12 protein-coding genes and 1 pseudogene are annotated in these 13,723 nt (G+C 68.2%); 10 read left to right on the forward strand and 3 right to left on the reverse strand.

Translation table 11 applies throughout. The features are described from left to right. Position 1 precedes the first annotated feature (1 nt). The gene (locus CLG85_RS14850; RefSeq protein ID WP_092426129.1) at positions 2-703 is read right to left on the reverse strand and encodes a response regulator transcription factor; all 702 of its coding nucleotides are present in this window, start codon (positions 701-703) and stop codon (positions 2-4) included. A 381-nt stretch (positions 704-1,084) separates the two neighbouring features. Between CLG85_RS14850 and CLG85_RS14855 the strand changes: the two genes are divergently transcribed. From CLG85_RS14855 to CLG85_RS14865, 3 genes are all read left to right on the forward strand, one after another. Further along, the gene (locus tag CLG85_RS14855; protein WP_095882334.1) at positions 1,085-2,683 is read left to right on the forward strand and encodes a phosphoenolpyruvate carboxykinase; all 1,599 of its coding nucleotides are present in this window, start codon (positions 1,085-1,087) and stop codon (positions 2,681-2,683) included. Continuing rightward, the gene (locus CLG85_RS14860; RefSeq protein ID WP_095882333.1) at positions 2,683-3,216 is read left to right on the forward strand and encodes a DUF3859 domain-containing protein; all 534 of its coding nucleotides are present in this window, start codon (positions 2,683-2,685) and stop codon (positions 3,214-3,216) included. Before CLG85_RS14855 ends, CLG85_RS14860 begins: the two co-directional genes overlap by 1 nt. A gap of 442 nt (positions 3,217-3,658) precedes the next feature. Further along, complete coding sequence (locus tag CLG85_RS14865) at positions 3,659-4,159, forward strand: type III secretion system chaperone family protein (protein WP_095882332.1); 501 nt, start codon at positions 3,659-3,661, stop codon at positions 4,157-4,159. A gap of 51 nt (positions 4,160-4,210) precedes the next feature. Here the strand turns inward: CLG85_RS14865 and CLG85_RS14870 are convergent, their stop codons facing one another. Then, positions 4,211-5,140 carry an L-lactate dehydrogenase gene (locus CLG85_RS14870; RefSeq protein WP_095882331.1) on the reverse strand — a complete coding sequence of 310 codons (930 nt, stop codon included), beginning with the start codon at positions 5,138-5,140 and terminating at the stop codon, positions 4,211-4,213. A 210-nt stretch (positions 5,141-5,350) separates the two neighbouring features. Between CLG85_RS14870 and purE the strand changes: the two genes are divergently transcribed. Continuing rightward, on the forward strand, positions 5,351-5,842 hold the full coding sequence (gene purE, locus CLG85_RS14875; RefSeq protein ID WP_095882330.1) for a 5-(carboxyamino)imidazole ribonucleotide mutase: 492 nt from the start codon (positions 5,351-5,353) through the stop codon (positions 5,840-5,842). A gap of 146 nt (positions 5,843-5,988) precedes the next feature. After that, complete coding sequence (locus tag CLG85_RS14880; RefSeq protein WP_095882329.1) at positions 5,989-7,062, forward strand: 5-(carboxyamino)imidazole ribonucleotide synthase; 1,074 nt, start codon at positions 5,989-5,991, stop codon at positions 7,060-7,062. A gap of 28 nt (positions 7,063-7,090) precedes the next feature. Here CLG85_RS14880 and CLG85_RS14885 read toward each other — a convergent pair whose 3' ends face one another. Further along, positions 7,091-8,230 (reverse strand): alpha-D-ribose 1-methylphosphonate 5-triphosphate diphosphatase, encoded by a 1,140-nt coding sequence (locus tag CLG85_RS14885; RefSeq protein WP_260349477.1) that lies wholly within the window; start codon positions 8,228-8,230, stop codon positions 7,091-7,093. Between the two features lie 111 nt (positions 8,231-8,341). On the opposite strand from CLG85_RS14885, the gene CLG85_RS14890 reads away from it, so the two are divergent. The 5 genes and pseudogenes from CLG85_RS14890 (at position 8,342) to CLG85_RS14910 (ending at position 13,695) form a co-directional block, all read left to right on the forward strand. Further along, positions 8,342-8,785 (forward strand): NUDIX domain-containing protein, encoded by a 444-nt coding sequence (locus CLG85_RS14890; RefSeq protein WP_095884406.1) that lies wholly within the window; start codon positions 8,342-8,344, stop codon positions 8,783-8,785. 40 nt (positions 8,786-8,825) lie between these two features. Continuing rightward, entirely contained in the window at positions 8,826-9,770 is a 945-nt protein-coding gene (locus CLG85_RS14895; RefSeq protein WP_224846274.1) for an ABC transporter permease, read from the forward strand. Beyond that, on the forward strand, positions 9,767-10,582 hold the full coding sequence (locus CLG85_RS14900; RefSeq protein WP_224846275.1) for an ABC transporter permease: 816 nt from the start codon (positions 9,767-9,769) through the stop codon (positions 10,580-10,582). Before CLG85_RS14895 ends, CLG85_RS14900 begins: the two co-directional genes overlap by 4 nt. After that, the gene (locus CLG85_RS14905) at positions 10,579-12,270 is read left to right on the forward strand and encodes an ABC transporter ATP-binding protein (RefSeq protein WP_260349479.1); all 1,692 of its coding nucleotides are present in this window, start codon (positions 10,579-10,581) and stop codon (positions 12,268-12,270) included. Before CLG85_RS14900 ends, CLG85_RS14905 begins: the two co-directional genes overlap by 4 nt. Continuing rightward, positions 12,248-13,695 (forward strand): annotated as a pseudogene (locus CLG85_RS14910) (aldehyde dehydrogenase family protein). The gene CLG85_RS14905 and the pseudogene CLG85_RS14910 overlap by 23 nt, the downstream one beginning before the upstream one ends. Positions 13,696-13,723: the final 28 nt, after the last annotated feature.

The raw sequence follows: 13,723 nt of genomic DNA on the forward strand, positions 1-13,723 counted from the left end.
CTTACTCTTCGTTGTAACGATACCCGATGCCGTAGAGCGTTTCGATGGCCGAGAAGTCTTCGTCCACGGTGCGCATCTTCTTGCGCAGGCGCTTGATGTGGCTGTCTATGGTACGGTCGTCGACATAGACCTGGTCGTCGTAGGCCACGTCCATCAGCTGGTCGCGCGACTTCACGAAGCCGGGCCGCTGGGCCAGCGCCTGCAGCAGCAGGAATTCGGTAACGGTGAGCGAGACATCCTTGCCCTTCCAGCTCACCGCGTGGCGCAGCGGGTCCATGGTGAGCGAACCGCGGGTCATCAGCTTGGTGTCTTCGGTATCCCCAACCACTTCACCAGCCTGGGCTTCCTGACGGCGCAGGAGCGCGCGGATCCGCTCGACCAGCAGGCGCTGGCTGAACGGCTTCTTGACGTAATCGTCCGCCCCCATGCGCAGGCCGAGAACCTCGTCGATCTCGTCGTCCTTGGAGGTGAGGAAGATCACCGGCATGCGGGATTTCTGACGCACCCGTTGCAGCAGATCCATCCCGTCCATGCGAGGCATCTTGATGTCGAAAACCGCCATGTCGGGCATCTTCTTGCTGAACGCATCCAGCGCAGACTGCCCGTCATTGTAAGTTTCAACCTCGAACCCTTCCGCCTCGAGTGTCATGGACACGGATGTCAGGATGTTCCTGTCATCGTCCACCAGGGCGATTTTAGACATAGCACTTCATCCTTGTACTGCTCTGTTATGCCTTCTTTTTCGCCGAGTATGCGAAGTTTCGGATTGTTCAACAATCCCATACCGCGAATCAGTACAGAGCTGCGACTTAATTGCAGCGCAGAATGGGTAAGGAATGGCTAAAATGCCTCACCTTACCAGCGCAAGTTGCAAAAACCGTGACCGATGGTAACGCTAGCCTGAACGGGTGCTAACGCTAAAGCCATTTTGATTGCGCTAACGTCCCGGATGACTTCTGTTCTTGGCCGATCCCAGCATGTTAAAGGCTCTGATACCGGTGGCGGGCGCTGCCGGTGGACGGCAGCCACTGTGCCGCCCCAATGACTACCGCCGCCCAGACAAGCGGCTACAGGAGCTTGGCAGATGACATTTGGACGGGTGAACCCGCAATTCCGGCTTGAAGATCAGGGGATCGAAGGGCTGGGCAATGTCTATTACAATCTTATGGAGCCCGCGCTGATCGAGGCCGCGCTGAAGCGCGGCGAGGGCACGCTGGGCAAGGGCGGCGCCTTCTACGTGACCACCGGCAAGTTCACCGGCCGCTCGCCGCAGGACAAGCACGTGGTCAAGACCGCCTCGGTCGAGGACAAGATCTGGTGGGAAAACAACCGGGCCATGTCTCCCGAGGGCTTCGACGTGCTGCATGCCGACATGCTCGAGCACATGAAGGGCAAGGATTACTACGTCCAGGACCTCATCGGCGGCGCGGATCCGGCGCATTCGATCAAGGTGCGCATGGTGACCGAGCTCGCGTGGCATGGCCTGTTCATCCGCCACATGCTGCGCCGCCCCGAGCGTGAGCAGCTCGACGAGTTCCTCGCCGATTTCACCATCATCAACTGCCCGAGCTTCAAGGCCGACCCGGCCAAGCACGACTGCCGCACCGACACCGTCATCGCGCTGAACTTTGACAAGAAGACCATCCTCATCGGCGGCACCGAATATGCCGGCGAGAACAAGAAGTCGGTCTTCACGCTGCTGAACTACATGCTGCCGCTCAAGGGCATCATGGCGATGCACTGCTCGGCCAACCACGCGCCGGGCAACCCGGTCGACACCGCCGTGTTCTTCGGCCTGTCTGGAACCGGCAAGACCACCCTCTCGGCCGATCCGGAGCGCGTGCTGATCGGTGATGACGAGCACGGCTGGTCCGACCGCGGCACCTTCAACTTCGAAGGCGGCTGCTATGCCAAGACGATCAACCTGTCGGCCGAGGCAGAGCCCGAGATCTACGCGACCACCTCGAAATTCGGCACCGTCATCGAGAACATGGTCTTCGACGAGGAGACCTTCGAGCTCGACTTCGAGGACGACAGCCTGACCGCCAACATGCGCTGCGCCTACCCGCTCGAGTACATCTCGAACGCGTCGTCCACCGCGCTCGGCGGCCACCCGAAGAACATCATCATGCTGACCTGCGACGCCTTCGGTGTCCTGCCGCCGATCGCGCGGCTGACCCCGGCGCAGGCGATGTACCACTTCCTGTCGGGCTTCACCTCGAAGGTGGCGGGCACCGAGCGTGGCGTGACCGAGCCGCAGCCGACCTTCTCGACCTGCTTCGGCGCGCCCTTCATGCCGCTGCGCCCGGAAGTCTACGGCAACCTGCTGCGCGACAAGATCGCCAAGCACGGCGCGACCTGCTGGTTGGTCAACACCGGCTGGACCGGCGGCGCCTATGGCACCGGCCACCGCATGCCGATCAAGGCGACCCGCTCGTTGCTGCACTCGGCGCTGAACGGCTCGCTGGCCAAGGTCGAGTTCCGCAAGGACCCGAACTTCGGCTTCGAGGTGCCGGTCTCGGTCGAGGGCGTGCCCGAGCTGCTGCTCGACCCGCGCCGCACCTGGTCGGATAAGGAGGCCTTCGACGCGCAGGCCCAAAAGCTGGTGAACATGTTTGCCGAGAACTTCGCGCAATACGTGCCCTACATCGACGAAGACGTGAAAGCCGCCGCGATCGGCTGATGCGCCTCGCCGCGATCCTCATGATGCTGGCCGGACCCGCCTTGGCGGGGTCCGGCCTTTCTTTTGCCGCGCCGCCGGTGATGCTGATCGAGCGCGGCGTGATCTGCCAGGTGACCCCCGATGGCGCCCGCCCGGCGCCGGAGACCGAGCAGGGGATCATCAACCTCATCGAGCCGGGGCGGCGCGTCGATGTCGCCACCGAGGTTGTCCCCGCCGCGCTGGGGATCAGCTTCGGCATCCGCTTCACCCTCTCAGAAACTGCCGCGCCGATGGCGCTGCGGGTCATCGTCACGCATCCGCCGATGGGCTCGCGGGGGATCGAGGTCGAGAGCTGGACCACCGGCGCCTCGCCCGGCGCGCCAAGCCTGAGCCTCTTCACCTTCGAGTACGCCTACGAGATGGTCGAGGGCGACTGGACCATGGCGCTGGAGGCGGGCGGTGAGCGGCTGCTTGAGCAGCATTTCACCGTGGTCCCAGCTGATGCCGCGCGGCCCGTCCTTGCGGCCTGTGACGGCCCGGCGGCGGTATCCTGACGCTGGGGGCGTGCCCCGCTCAATTCATCTTATGCGGTATTTCGCGGGCAAGGTGTCGCGTTTTGAGGGTTTCCACTTCTGAGGCGTCGCATTCCGGAGCCGATTTCCGGCAGGAATTGTCCCGGATTGCGCACCCGTTTCTCCGATTTCATCCACAGGTCCACTGCGCGACTCAGGCTGCTGAAAAGACTCGGAACCTTGAGTCTGCCCCCCTCCGGACTCCCCGGAGTTGCCCACAATCCGTGAGTCTGCATGTTGATTAAATAACAGATCGCTCCACAACTTATTGAGTGCGTCACGAACATTTCGCTTTACAGGAGGTGCAGGCCACAGGCACGATATATGGTAAGAGACGAGGGCTTACCCCCAACATCTCTACGAGCAGGCACCTAGCAAGCGGGGCACTGCCAAGCCCCGAAGCTACAACCATAAGAGGTGGCGCATGGCACTGTCCGAAGACTTTCTGAGCGAAGAGCTGCACCCCATCGACATCGTCGAGACCCTTGCCGAGACCAACGACTGGGATTTTGATCGCGTCGGCGAAGACCAGATTGCCATGGCGGTCGAGGGGCAATGGCGCACCTATTCGATCACCCTCGCATGGTCGCCCTACGACGAGACGCTGCGGATGATCTGCAGCTTCGAGATGGAGCCGCCGACGGACTCGCTGCCCGAGCTCTACGCCGGTCTCAACGCGGTCAACGATCAGTGCTGGGCGGGCGCCTTCTGCTACTGGGCGGAGTCCAAGCTGATGGTCTACCGTTACGGGCTGGTGCTCGCCGGAGGCCAGGTGGCCAGCGCCGAGCAGATCGACACGATGATCGGCGCGGCGGTGATGACCTCCGAGCGCTACTACCCCTGCTTCCAGCTGATCAACTGGGCCGGCAAGAGTGCCGAGGAAGCCCTGCAGATCGCCATGGCGGAAGCCTACGGCCGCGCCTGACCGCCGCCTTCGAGGGGCGCGCGAGATGGCCGCGAGAGGCCCTTGCGCCCCCTAGTGGAGACCCAGCGCGGTTTCCTTCAGCATCTCGGCCGAGGCGCGCAGCGCCGCCGCCTCGGAGGGATCGAGTTCGGGGGCCAGCGTCGTCAGCACCCCGCCTGCGCCGACGACGCGGGGCAGGCTGAGCGCCACGTCCGCGACACCCTGCACCTGCGGCGTAACCACCGAGACCGAGAGCACCGCCCGCTGATCGTCGCGCACCGCCTGCACGATCCTCGCCAGCCCGGCGCCGATGCCGTACCAGGTCGCCCCCTTGCCCTCGATGATGCGATAGGCGGCGCGGCGCACCGCCTCGTCGATGCGGGCGCGGACCTCCCCGGTGATCGGCGCATGGACCTGTTCGGCGAACTCTCCCACGGTGAGCGCCCCGGCCCGGGCCGAGCTCCAGCCCAGCACCTCTGAATCGCCGTGCTCGCCGAGCACGTAGGCATGCACCGATTGCGCGGCAATGCCGAGGTGATCGCCCAGCAGCCAGCGGAAGCGCGCGGTGTCGAGGATGGTGCCCGAGCCGATGACCTGCCCGGCGGGCAGCCCCGAGGCGCGCAGCGCGACCTCGGTCATCACGTCGACCGGGTTCGAGGCAACCAGCAGCATGGCGCTGGGGGCGGCTCTCTGCACGCCCTCGATCACCTGGGCGAAGACCTCGGCGTTGCGCGACAGGAGGCTCAGGCGGCTCTCTCCGGGCTTCTGCGCCACGCCTGCGGCAAGGATCACGATCGCCGCGCCCTCGAGCCGCTCGTAGCCACCCGAGCGCACCTGGCAGGGATGGGCGAAGGGCACCGCGTGGGCGATGTCCTCGGCCTGGGCCCGGGCCAGCGCCGCGCTCTTGTCCACCAGGACGATCTCGTTCGCGCCGCCGCGCAAGGCCAGCGCATAGCCCGCCGCCGAGCCGACCATGCCCGCACCCACGATTCCCACCTTCATGGCCTTCTCCCTTCCGCCGCTGTTGGCGGTACCATGGCACGGGTAGGGCGAGGGGCCAAACGCGCAGGGTCTGGAAGCCGCCGCAAAGACGCGATTTTCCGCCCGTAGCACAGCCCGCGCGCAAACGCCCGCACGGCATGGACACCCGGGGCGACGCGGCTATAGTGCCGCCTCCACAAGGCAGATCCAGCAGGCGAAAGAGGCCCGGACATGACGGAACAGGTGAAGGTCGGCATCATCATGGGCAGCCAGTCGGACTGGCCCACGATGCAGGAAGCGGCGCAGATGCTCGACGAGCTGGGCGTGGCCTACGAGGTCAAGATCGTCTCGGCGCACCGGACACCGGACCGGCTTTGGACCTACGGCAAGGAAGCCGCCGGGCGCGGGCTGCAGGTGATCATCGCGGGCGCGGGCGGTGCGGCGCACCTGCCGGGGATGATGGCCTCGAAGACCCGGGTGCCGGTGATCGGCGTGCCGGTGCAGACGCGGGCGCTCTCGGGCGTCGACAGCCTCTATTCGATCCTGCAGATGCCGCGCGGCTTTCCGGTGGCGACCATGGCGATCGGCGCGGCGGGCGCGGCCAACGCCGGGCTGATGGCGGCGGGCATCCTCGCGCTGCAGGAGCCGGCGCTGGCCGAGCGGCTCGACGACTGGCGGCAGGCGCTGTCGGACTCGATCCCCGACGAGCCGGTCCGGGACTGATCCGGGGCTGATCCTCCGGCGGGCGCAGAGGCCTCGGGTGCGCCCTCGGTGGCGCACTCCTTCACCGCGCCACACAAAGGGGTGTTGCAAGCCGCGCCAATCCGCAGGAAAAGCGGCCAAACCCGACCCCAGCAACGGAGGCCCCCATGTCTGACGCTCTTCCCCAAGGTGCAACCATCGGCATTCTCGGCGGCGGACAGCTGGGACGGATGCTCTCGGTGGCCGCCAGCCGCCTCGGCTACCGCACGCATATCTTCGAGCCGGGTGCCGAGCCGCCCGCCGGCCATGTCGCCCACGCGGTGACCACGGCCTCCTACGAGGACAAGGCGGCGCTGACCCGGTTTGCCGAAGCGGTGGACGTGGTGACCTACGAATTCGAGAACATCCCCACCGAGGCGCTCGACACGCTGCAGGCGCTGCGCCCGATCCGCCCGGGCCGCGAGGCTCTGCGTGTCAGCCAGGACCGGATGACCGAAAAGGAGTTCCTCTCGGGTCTCGGTCTGCGCACCGCGCCCTTTGCCGCCGTCGACACCGAGGCGGACCTGAACAACGCGCTCGAACTGATCGGCGCGCCCGCCATCCTCAAGACCCGCCGCTTCGGCTATGACGGCAAGGGTCAGGCCCGCATCCTGTCGAAGGATGACGCCGCCGACGCGTTCGACGCGATGAACGGTGCCCCGGCGATCCTCGAAGGTTTCGTCGAGTTCAGCCACGAGGTCTCGGTGATCGCGGCGCGCGGCGTGGACGGCGAGGTCGCCTGCTTCGATCCCGGCGAGAACGTCCACCGCGACGGCATCCTGCGCACCACCACCGTGCCCGCGCGCCTCACCCCGGCGCACCGGCAGGATGCGATCCTGCTGGCGGGCCGTATCCTCAACGCGCTCGACTACGTCGGCGTGATGGGTGTCGAGCTCTTCGTCTGCCCCGACGGGCTGGTGGTCAACGAAATCGCACCGCGGGTGCACAACTCCGGCCACTGGACGCAGAACGGCTGCAGCATCGACCAGTTCGAGCAGCACATCCGTGCCGTGGCGGGGCTGCCGCTGGGCGACGGCGCGCGGCATTCGGACGTGCAGATGGAGAACCTGATCGGCGACGACATGGACCGGGTGCCCGAGCTGCTGCGCGAGGCCGACACCGCGCTGCACCTCTACGGCAAGGCCGAGGCCAAGGCGGGCCGCAAGATGGGCCACGTCAACCGCATCGTGCGCGGCGGCTGATCTCCAGACAGAAATCGGCCGGGGCGCTTCAGGCGATGAAGCGCCCGGCCACATCCCCGCTCATGTAGGCCACGCGTCCCCCGGCAATCGTCGCCACGATGCGCCGGGTCGCTTGTTCGCGGATCACCAGATCGGCGCGCAGCCCGTCCTCGATGCGGCCCCGGTCGCTAAGCCCCAGCAGCCGCGCCGGGCCTTCCGAGACCAGTTTCCACGCCGCGATCTCGTCGAGCATCCCAAGCTCCACGCAGCGCCAAGCCGCGCGCGCCGGGGCAGGGTAGTGGTAATCCGAGGCCAGCGCGTCGCAGAGCCCCATCCCCACGAGCTCCAGCGCCGAGACATTGCCCGCGTGGCTCGCGCCGCGCACCACGTTGGGCGCGCCGAGCACAATGAACTCACCGGCGTCGCGCGCCGCCTGCGCCGCCGCGACCGTCTCGGGGAATTCCGACACGCGCACGCCGCGTGCCCGCCATTCGGCACGGCCCTCGGCGGTGCGGTCGTCATGGCTGCCCATGGTCACGCCGCGCGCCGCCAGCCGGGCGCAGAGCCCGTCAAGCGCCGCCGGCACCTCGTCCCCGCGATCATGCAGCCCCATCATCAGCGCCAGATGCGCCTCGGGGCTGCGGCCGCTCTTCAGCGCCTGCCCGGTGAGGCGGGGCGGCTTGCGCCCCTCGGCGAGGCGCCGGTGCGGCAGGTGGTCGTTGAACACCGCGTAGGAGATACCCCAGCGCGCAATCGCCTCTTCGGCCCCGGCGAAGCCGTCCAGGAAATGCGTCTCCAGCCGGAGCTGCAGGCGAAGGTCGATGGGCACCGTGGGCGCGACCTCGGTGACGGCGGCAAAGACCTCTTCGGCGAACTCCGGCCCGCGCATGCCGCCTTCCCAGGACCAGAACTGGGCCAGCGCCGCCGTGGTGATGCCGCAGGCCGCCAGTTCGGCGGCGCAGGCCTGAACCCCGGACGCACGCTCGCGCAGCGCGCCCCGGCGCGGGGCCATGTGCCGCTCGAAGCCGTCGCCATGGGCGTCGACGATGCCCGGCAGGATCTCGAAGCCCGAGAGGTCCACCACCTTGCCCGCGCTGCCACCGAGGAGGCCGCCACCAATGGAAAGCGGCGCGTCGCTCCAGCCCTCGGGGCGCAGGACGGGGGCGTTGAGAAGGGTCAGGTCGAGCACGGGTGGAGGCCTTTCTTCGGGCGCTGAAGGGGCAGGGCGGGGTCGGCGCTTGAGATACGCGCCCGCCCGGCCCTATGAAAGGGGCAAAAGGACACGCCCGAAGGGTCACCCATGTCGAAATCTCCCCGCCTCGCTGCCCGCGCCGTGCTGCTGCACGAGGACCGGCTGCTGCTGGTCAACGCCTGGCCTGGCGGCAAGAGCGACCTCTGGTGCGCGCCGGGCGGCGGTGTCGAGCCCGGGGCCTCGTTGCCCGACAACCTCGCCCGCGAGCTGCGCGAGGAGACCGGGCTCGAGGTCAGGGTCGGCCCGCCCTGCCTGGTCAACGAGTTCCACGATCCGGGCAGCGGCTTCCACCAGGTCGAGATCTTCTTCCGCTGCCGCCTCGTCTCGGGGCAGATCGACTCCGCCTGGCATGACCCTGAGGGCGTGGTGACCGAGCGCCGCTTCGTCACCCGCGCCGAGATGGAGGGGCTGCGCTTCAAGCCGGACAGCCTGCCGCATGTGGCCTGGGGCAGGGGCTTCGGCTACGACCCGCTCGAGCCGATCCAGCATTGAGCGTCTGGACCGCGCCCCGACCTGCGCATAACGTGGCGCCATGCTAGGCTACGCGCTCAAACGTCTGACCTCGCTGGCGCTTTCCCTGCTGGTGGCGTCGCTGGTCATCTTCCTGGTGGTCGAGGTCGCCCCCGGCGATCCGGCCAGCTACATGCTCGGGCTGAATGCGCAGCCCGACACGGTGGCAGCGCTGCGCAACGAGCTCGGTCTCGACCTGCCGAAGTGGCAGCGCTACCTGAGCTGGCTCGGCGGCATGCTGTCGGGTGATTTCGGCACCTCCTACACCTACCGCACGCCGGTGGCGCAAATGGTGGCCGACCGCATCACCGTCTCGCTGCCGCTGGCGCTCTACGCGCTGGGGCTCTCGACTCTGATCGCGCTGCCCGCAGGGATCTACGCCGCCGCCCGCCGCGGCAAGGCAGGCGATGCGGCGGTGATCGGGGCGACGCAGCTCGGCATCGCCATCCCGAACTTCTGGTTCGCCATGCTGCTGGTGCTGCTCTTCGCGCTGAAGCTGCGCTGGTTCAGCGCCGGCGGCTTTCCTGGCTGGGAAAGCCCGCTCATGGCGCTGAAATCGCTCACCCTTCCGGCGGTGGCGCTGGCCCTGCCGCAGGCCGCGATCCTCGCCCGGGTCATGCGCAGCTCGCTGATCGACATCCTGTCGGAGGATTTCATCCGCACCGCGCGCGCCAAGGGGCTCTCGCGGCGGCAGGCGCTCTGGCGGCACGGGCTTCGCAATGCACTCATCCCGGTGCTGACCATCCTCGGGCTGCAGTTCTCCTTCCTTCTGGCAGGGGCGATCATCATCGAGCAGGTTTTCTTCCTGCCGGGGCTGGGCCGGCTGATCTTCCAGTCGATCACCCAGCGCGACCTCATCGTCGTCGAAAGCGTCGTCATGCTGCTGGTCTTCGCGGTGATCGCGGTGAACTTCCTCACCGACATGGCCTATGCGCTTGCCGACCCGAGGCTGAGGCACCCGCGATGAGACCCTCCCTGCTCCTCGGCGCCGCGCTGACCCTGATTTTCACCTTCGCGGCGCTCCTCTCCTTCGTCTGGACGCCCGGCGACGTTACGGCGGTCGACATCGCCTCGCGCCTGCAACCGCCCTCCGCCGTGCACTGGCTCGGCACCGACCAGCTCGGCCGCGACCTGCTGAGCATGGTGATGACCGGCGCGCGCACCTCGCTCGCCGTGGCGCTCGTGGCCGTGGGCCTCGGCATGGGGCTGGGCGTGCCGCTGGGGCTCGCTGCCGCCGCGCGGCAGGGCGGCTGGCTCGACGAGCTGGTGATGCGCACCAATGATCTGATCTTCGCCTTCCCCTCGCTGGTCATCGCCATCCTGATCACCGCCATCTTCGGCCCCGGCGCGCTCAACGCCATCCTTGCCATCGGCATCTTCAACATCCCGGTCTTCGCCCGGCTGACCCGCGGCGCGGCGCTGAGCTACTGGCGGCGCGAGTTCATCCTCGCCGCCCGCGTCGCCGGCAAGGGCGCATCGCGGATCAGCGTCGAGCACATCCTGCCCAACCTTGCCAACCTCTTGATCGTGCAGGGCACCATCCAGTTCTCGCTCGGCATCCTCGCCGAGGCGGGGCTCTCCTACGTCGGTCTCGGTGCGCAGCCGCCGGTGCCGAGCTGGGGCCGGATGCTGGCCGACGCGCAGACCATGGTGTCCCTCGCCCCGCATGTGGCCATCGTGCCCGGCCTCGCGATCCTGCTCACGGTTCTCGGTCTCAACCTGCTCGGAGACGGGCTGCGCGACGCCCTCGATCCCCGCCTGAGGCCCTCCCGCGCATGAGTCTTTCTTCTAGGCAGAAATATCCCGGGGGCCTGGGGGCAGAGCCCCCGGTGCGGCAGGCACCGGAGGCGCTGTTGCAGGTCGAGGGGCTCGCCCTCTCCATCGGCGGCACCGCGATCCTGCAGGACGTCTCCTTGTCCCTGCCGCAGGGCGAGATCCTTGCGCTCACCGGCGAGTCGGGCTCGGGCAAGTCTATGACCGCGCTTGCCGCCATCGGGCTGCTGCCCGAGCGGGCCGAGACCTCCGGTCGCCTGCTGCTCGCGGGCCGCGACCTGCTGACCCTGCCCGAGCGCGATCTCTGCGCGCTGCGCGGGCGTGAGGTGGGCATGGTCTTCCAGGAGCCGATGACCGCGCTCAACCCGGTGCAGCGCATCGGCGACCAGGTGATGGAGACGATCCTGATCCACAAGGCGATGGGGCGCGACGCCGCCCGTGCCCGCGCGGTCGAGGTCATGGCCCGGGTCGGGCTCGATCCCGCGCGCATCCCGCCGACCCGCTACCCGCACGAGCTGTCGGGCGGGCAGCGCCAGCGCGTCGGCATCGCCATGGCCATCGCGCTGCGGCCGAAGCTGCTGATCGCCGACGAGCCGACCACCGCGCTCGACGTGACCATCCAGGCGCAGATCCTCGAGCTGCTGACCGGCCTGGTGCGCGAGGAGGGGATGGGAATGCTGATGATCACCCATGACCTCGCCGTGGTCGCGGGCATGGCCGACCGGATCGCGGTGATGAAAGCCGGGCGCATCGTCGAGCAGGGGCCGACGGCGCAGGTTCTGGCCGAGCAGCGCCACCCCTACACCCGCCAGCTCTTCGAGGCCTCGCGCCATCAGGCGCCGCTGGGTCTGATCACCCCCGGCGAGACGCTGCTCAGCGTGCAGGAGGCGGTCCGCGACTATCCCCTGCCGCGCAAGGGCCTCTTTGCCCCGCGCGGCCAGTTCCGCGCCGTGAAGGGCGTCAGCTTCGACATCCGCCGCGGCGAGCGGGTCGGGCTGGTGGGCGAGTCGGGCTGCGGCAAGTCGACGCTCTCCCGCGCGATCCTCGGGCTAGAGCCGCTGCAGGCGGGGACGATCACCCTGGGTGGCAAGCCGATCCTGTCGCACGGCAAGCCCGACCCAGAGATCCGCCGCCGGGTGCAGGTGGTGTTCCAGGATCCCTACGGCTCGTTCAACCCGCGCCACAGCGTCGCAAGGATCATCGCCGAGCCCTTCCACCTGCTGCCCGATCCGCCCAGGGGTGCGGCGCGGCAAGCCGCGATCGCATCGGCACTCACCGCCGTGGGTCTGAAGCCCGAGCACGCCGAGGCGCCGATCCACGCCTTCTCGGGCGGGCAGCGCCAGCGCATCGCCATCGCCCGAGCCCTGATCATCGAGCCCGAGCTGGTGATCTTCGACGAGGCGGTCTCGGCGCTCGACGTGCGGGTGCGGGCGCAGATCCTCGACCTGGTGGCCGAGTTGTCGCGGACGCGGGGCCTCAGCTATCTCTTCGTCAGCCACGATCTTTCCGTGGTGCGCTGCATCACCGACCGGGTGCTGGTGATGCGCGAGGGCGAGATCGTCGAGCGCGGCAGGACGGCTGACGTGTTTGACAATCCCGAGCACTGGTATACCAAATCCCTCATGGAGGCGGCGCCGAGACTTCCGGCGCCGGACATGGGAGGAGATGACGATGCCGGAGGGGAGCCCCTTTGACAGCGCCCGCGTGCTCATTGGCGGCACATGGCGCGAGACCGCGGACACGCTGCCGCTGAGCGATCCATCCACGGGCGAAGAGATCGGACGCATTGCCCGCGGCGGCACGGCAGAGATCGACGAGGCGGTGGCGGCGGCGCAGGCCGCGCTTGATGGGGAATGGGGGGGCGATGACCGCGCTGGAGCGCGGACGCATCCTCACCCGCATCGGTCTGCTGGTTCTGGAAAACGTCGACCTGCTCGCCCGGATCGAGGCGCAGGACGTGGGCAAGCCGCTGACGCAGGCGCGCGCCGACGCGGTGGCGCTGGCGCGCTACTGCGAATTCTACGGCGGCGCGGCGGACAAGCTCCACGGCGAGACCATTCCCTATCTCGGTGGCTATACCGTCTACACATTGCGCGAGCCGCATGGGGTGACAGGACATATCGTGCCGTGGAACTACCCGATGCAGATCATCGGCCGCTCGGTCGGCGCGGCGCTGGCCATGGGCAACGCCTGCGTACTGAAACCGGCCGAGGATGCTTGCCTGACGGCGCTGCATTTCGCCGATCTGGCGCAGCAGGCGGGGCTTCCGGCGGGCGCGCTCAACGTGGTCCCGGGGCTGGGGGCCGAGGCGGGCGCGGCGCTGTCGGCCCATCCCGGCGTGCAGCACATGAGCTTTACCGGCTCGGTTGCCACCGGCGCTGCCGTGCAGCGCGCCGCTGCGGACAACGTGATCCCGGTGACGCTGGAACTGGGGGGGGAAATCCCCGCAGCTGGTGTTTGCCGATGCCGATCTCGACGCGGCGCTGCCGTTCCTCGTCAACGCCGGGCTGCAGAACGCCGGGCAGACCTGCTCGGCCTCCTCGCGCATCCTCGTGCAGCGGGAGATCCTCGACGAGGTGATGGCGCGCATGGCCGCCGCCTACGAGGCCAAGGTCGTCGGTCCCGCCATGGACGACCGCGACATCGGCCCGCTGATCAATGCGGCCCAGAAGCGACGGGTTGAAGGGTTCCTCGAGCAGGGAGCAGACCTGCCGGTGCTGGCGCGGGCGCGGCTGGCCGAGGGTCTGCCCGAGGGCGGGCATTACGTCGCCCCCTGCCTTTACGGCCCGGTCGCGGCGGAGCACGCGCTGGCGCAGGACGAGATCTTCGGCCCGGTGCAGGTGGTCATCCCCTTCGAGGACGAGGCAGACGCGCTGCGCATCGCCAACGGCACCTCCTACGGGCTTGTCGCCAGTGTCTGGACCCGCGATGGCGCGCGGCAGATGCGCCTGGCGAGGAAGCTGAAGGTGGGGCAGGTGTTCCTGAACAACTACGGCGCCGGGGGCGGGGTGGAACTGCCCTTCGGCGGGGTCGGCAAGTCCGGCCACGGACGGGAGAAGGGCTTCGAGGCGCTCTACGGCTTCTCGGTGCTGAAGACGGTGGCGGCGCATCACGGCTGAGCGCTGACCCGCGGAAATGAGGGAGGAG

This window comes from Alloyangia mangrovi, from assembly GCF_002300555.2.
Taxonomy (GTDB): domain Bacteria; phylum Pseudomonadota; class Alphaproteobacteria; order Rhodobacterales; family Rhodobacteraceae; genus Salipiger; species Salipiger mangrovi.

Coding starts and splice junctions, on each gene's coding strand:
- CLG85_RS14850 (WP_092426129.1), bottom strand. CDS start 703: ATGTCTAAAATCGCCCTGGTGGACGATGACAGGAACATCCTGACATCC.
- CLG85_RS14855 (WP_095882334.1), top strand. CDS start 1,085: ATGACATTTGGACGGGTGAACCCGCAATTCCGGCTTGAAGATCAGGGG.
- CLG85_RS14860 (WP_095882333.1), top strand. CDS start 2,683: ATGCGCCTCGCCGCGATCCTCATGATGCTGGCCGGACCCGCCTTGGCG.
- CLG85_RS14865 (WP_095882332.1), top strand. CDS start 3,659: ATGGCACTGTCCGAAGACTTTCTGAGCGAAGAGCTGCACCCCATCGAC.
- CLG85_RS14870 (WP_095882331.1), bottom strand. CDS start 5,140: ATGAAGGTGGGAATCGTGGGTGCGGGCATGGTCGGCTCGGCGGCGGGC.
- purE (WP_095882330.1), top strand. CDS start 5,351: ATGACGGAACAGGTGAAGGTCGGCATCATCATGGGCAGCCAGTCGGAC.
- CLG85_RS14880 (WP_095882329.1), top strand. CDS start 5,989: ATGTCTGACGCTCTTCCCCAAGGTGCAACCATCGGCATTCTCGGCGGC.
- CLG85_RS14890 (WP_095884406.1), top strand. CDS start 8,342: ATGTCGAAATCTCCCCGCCTCGCTGCCCGCGCCGTGCTGCTGCACGAG.
- CLG85_RS14895 (WP_224846274.1), top strand. CDS start 8,826: ATGCTAGGCTACGCGCTCAAACGTCTGACCTCGCTGGCGCTTTCCCTG.
- CLG85_RS14900 (WP_224846275.1), top strand. CDS start 9,767: ATGAGACCCTCCCTGCTCCTCGGCGCCGCGCTGACCCTGATTTTCACC.
- CLG85_RS14905 (WP_260349479.1), top strand. CDS start 10,579: ATGAGTCTTTCTTCTAGGCAGAAATATCCCGGGGGCCTGGGGGCAGAG.